Consider the following 3,547-nt stretch of genomic DNA (forward strand, 5'->3'; position numbering starts at 1 on the left):
ACAGGCTGGTGGTAGCACCAAGGACAATCCTGAGATGCCTCTTGATACTTGTGTGGCGATGACTCAAGGTAGTATCGGCTACTGGATGCAGAATGCCATGAATCAAGTGATCAAAGAAAGAGGCCTGAACAAAATGGTTGCCACGATTGTGACGCAAGTTGAAGTCAGTGCCGATGATCCCGCATTCAAAAATCCAACAAAACCAATTGGACCCTTTATGAACAAGGATGAGGCCGATTTGGCAAAGAAACAGAATCCTGATTTTACGTTTGTCGAAGATTCTGGCCGTGGCTATCGTCGGGTCGTACCGTCACCAAAGCCAATCGGGGTAGTTGAGACGGCCGCAGTTAATACATTAGTGGATGCCGGCATCGTGCCAATCTCAGTTGGTGGTGGTGGAATCCCTGTTGTAACTAACGGTAACCAGTTGGTCGGAAAAGAAGCAGTGATCGATAAAGACTTTGCGAGTGAAAAATTGGCCGAGTTGGTGGGTGCTGATGCCTTGATCATTTTGACTGCCGTTAACAATATTTTCGTTAACTTTAACAAGCCAAATCAGAAAAAGCTTGAGGAAGTGACGGTTTCTGAACTCGAAAAGTTTATCGATGAAAAGCAATTTGCCCCAGGTAGCATGCTGCCAAAAGTCCAAGCAGCAATGGACTTTGTCAATGCAACCGGTAATGAAGCGGTTGTGACGGCGCTAGATAACATTGAGGGCTTCATCGAAAATGGCAGCGGCACGATTATCAAGCCGGCAGCTTCAAGAGTTTAAATGTAATTCCAGATAAAATACCATTAATTTGTCGATTAATGGTCCAATTAATGTACACCCCATTTAAATGCGTTACACTTTTACTGAAGGGACAACTATGTAATCGTTTTAATGAGGAGATTAATCATGATCATGAAAGATAAGAGTGCTTATCAGCGCTATGCGGATAATTTGCGAACCCATCCCGAGTTTGGCCCGCTGGATGATGCCGATATCCAAAAGGTGATTTCGGCGATAAAAATTAAAACATATCACCGCGGTCAAATCCTGTTTGATCAGGGTGATTCACGGGATAATTTCTACTATTTGATTGACGGTGTTGTTAAATCGTTTCACTGGGACGAAGACGGCGAAGAACAATTATATTTATACGTTCGCCAAAACAAAGCATTCCCGTATATCGGTTTATTTGATGACGCTAATTATGCTTACACGGTTGAGAGCATGACAGAAGTGAAATTAGCTGAGATCCCAATGAACTTGTATGAAGAAGTTTTACGCAGTACTCCTGAGTTAATGGTGAACGCCATTCGCGAGATGAGCCGGATTATCAATATGGCCGAAACGCAGTTGCAGAAGATGGTCACGACGAGTGCCAAATGCCGAGTTTGGAACGCAATCTGGTTTTTAGGCCAGCAGATAGGAGATGATCAAGAAGATGGTTCGATCTTGGTCCCTTACCCAATGACGTTGGGGGAGTTATCCAAGGTGAGCGGAACGACCCGCGAAACCACCAGTGCGATGGTCCAACAGCTGGTTAAGGAAAACAAGGTTCGATACAATCGAAAATATTTCAAGATTTTAGTTAGAGACGAAACATCTACCTAAAAGGAGTGAATCAATATGAAAGAGAAAGACGGTAAGTTAGGCTTAATGGAACTCATTGGCCTCGTTGTCGGATCAATCATCGGCGGTGGTGTATTCAACTTGATGCACGACATGGCCGTTGGTGCTGGTCCTGGTGCGATCATTATTGGCTGGATCATTACCGCAATTGGAATGGTCATGTTGGCGATGACCTTCCAGAACTTGATCATGAAGCGTCCGGATTTGGATGCCGGGATTTACAGCTACGCGGAAGCCGGCTTTGGTAAGTACATGGGCTTTAACTCTGCTTGGGGTTATTGGCTGTCCGCATGGCTTGGCAACGTTGGTTATGCGACCCTATTGATGAGTGCGGTCGCTTACTTCCTACCAGTATTTGGTGATGGACAAAACATTTGGTCGATCATTGCGGCATCGTTTATCTTGTGGGCCTGCCACTTTATGATCCTTCGTGGGGTTGAGTCTGCATCATTTGTCAACGTTGTGATTACTGTTGCTAAATTGATTCCAATTTTCTTATTTATCATTATCGTTTTATTCGCATTTAAGCTGAACATGTTTACAGGCAATTTCTGGTTCACCCCATCTGGTAAATTCCAGTTTGCGGATGTCATGGCGCAGGCAAAAAGCACCATGCTGGTAACCGTATGGGTATTTATCGGAATTGAAGGCGCGGTTGTCTTTTCTGGCCGGGCTCGTAAACGTTCAGATGTTGGTAAAGCAACGGTTCTTGGAATTATTACTGTTGTTCTGATTTATATGTTAATTACGTTGCTGTCATTTGGTGTTATGAGCCGAGCAGGCTTGTCACACTTAACCCAACCAGCAATGGCTGACTTGTTGGAAAGCATCGTCGGTAAATGGGGCTCAGCCGTTGTTAATCTGGGGTTGATTATCTCAGTTGTCGGTGCTTGGCTGTCATGGACCATGTTTGCTGGTCAATTGCCATATGAAGCCGCCAAAGAGGGCTCCTTCCCGAAGATATTCGCCAAGGAAAACAAGAATGGGGCGCCAATTACCTCATTGACTGTCACAAATGTGTTGGTTGAATTGTTCATGTTTACGTATTTGATTACGGCGCAGGCTTATAACTTCTTCTATTCAATCGCCAGTGCCGCAATTCTAATTCCGTACGCATTCTCAGCATTCTATCAACTGAAGTACTCGGTCCAAAGTGATCATGGCAAGGGCCGAACTGGCAACATTATTATTGGAATTATCTCAAGTATTTACGCCTGCTGGTTGTTGTTCGCGGCAGGAGCCAATTTCTTATTGCTGATGTCATTATTGTTCGCTGCAGGGATTCCAGTATTCTGGATCTTACAGAAGCGAGACAATCATGCAAAGAAAGTATTTGGCCCAATTGAAATGACGCTTGCAATCGTGATTGTGATTGCTGCCATCTATACAATTTATGGTTTGGTAGTGGGAAAGATTACATTTTAGTGAGCGACGAGCAACGGTTTGACGTGGTTGAATAAGCCCCATCTGGTTAAAGCCTGCTTTTGGCTTTAGCCAGATGGGGCTTATTCATTGAGCGTCAGTTGCTAAAAAGTGAGTGGAGCAAAGCGGTTAATAACCTGCACATAAGCACCCTATTCAAATCCGAGAGCGTAAAATATCTTGTGTAAATGCATAAAAGATTTCTGAATTGTATAGAAATAGGGAATGCCTTCCCTTATGATATTTAGTAATCACAGAAAACATCACAGGAGGCATTCCCCATGAATGAACTTACCACAGAAATTATCGCTGCACTGGCCCAAAAACAAGATTTGGACGAAGTTTTTCGTCACCACCTTGAAATCGCCATCAACCAGCTGCTTCAAACTGAATTGGCAGAGTTTTTGGGTTACGAACGCTACTCATACGCTGGGATTAACACTGGTAATAACCGCAACGGCAGTTATGAGCGCTCGTTTGATACGAAGTACGGCCAACTTAACTTAA

4 protein-coding genes are annotated in these 3,547 nt (G+C 44.0%); all 4 read left to right on the forward strand.

The genetic code is table 11. From position 1 onward, the window contains the following. A partial coding sequence (gene arcC, locus AB3112_RS09660) for a carbamate kinase (RefSeq protein WP_367334385.1) occupies nucleotides 1-772 on the forward strand: 772 nt, incomplete at its 5' end. Between the two features lie 126 nt (nucleotides 773-898). Continuing rightward, nucleotides 899-1,600, forward strand: coding sequence for a Crp/Fnr family transcriptional regulator (locus AB3112_RS09665; RefSeq protein ID WP_054656124.1), 702 nt, complete (start codon nucleotides 899-901; stop codon nucleotides 1,598-1,600). Nucleotides 1,601-1,615: 15 nt separating this feature from the next. Continuing rightward, nucleotides 1,616-3,043 (forward strand): arginine-ornithine antiporter, encoded by a 1,428-nt coding sequence (gene arcD, locus AB3112_RS09670; protein WP_367334386.1) that lies wholly within the window; start codon nucleotides 1,616-1,618, stop codon nucleotides 3,041-3,043. Between the two features lie 278 nt (nucleotides 3,044-3,321). Continuing rightward, the coding region (locus AB3112_RS09675; RefSeq protein WP_187347552.1) for a transposase at nucleotides 3,322-3,547 on the forward strand (226 nt) is incomplete at its 3' end.

It is taken from the genome of Lentilactobacillus sp. (assembly GCF_040773105.1).
In the GTDB taxonomy this organism is placed as follows: domain Bacteria; phylum Bacillota; class Bacilli; order Lactobacillales; family Lactobacillaceae; genus Lentilactobacillus; species Lentilactobacillus parabuchneri.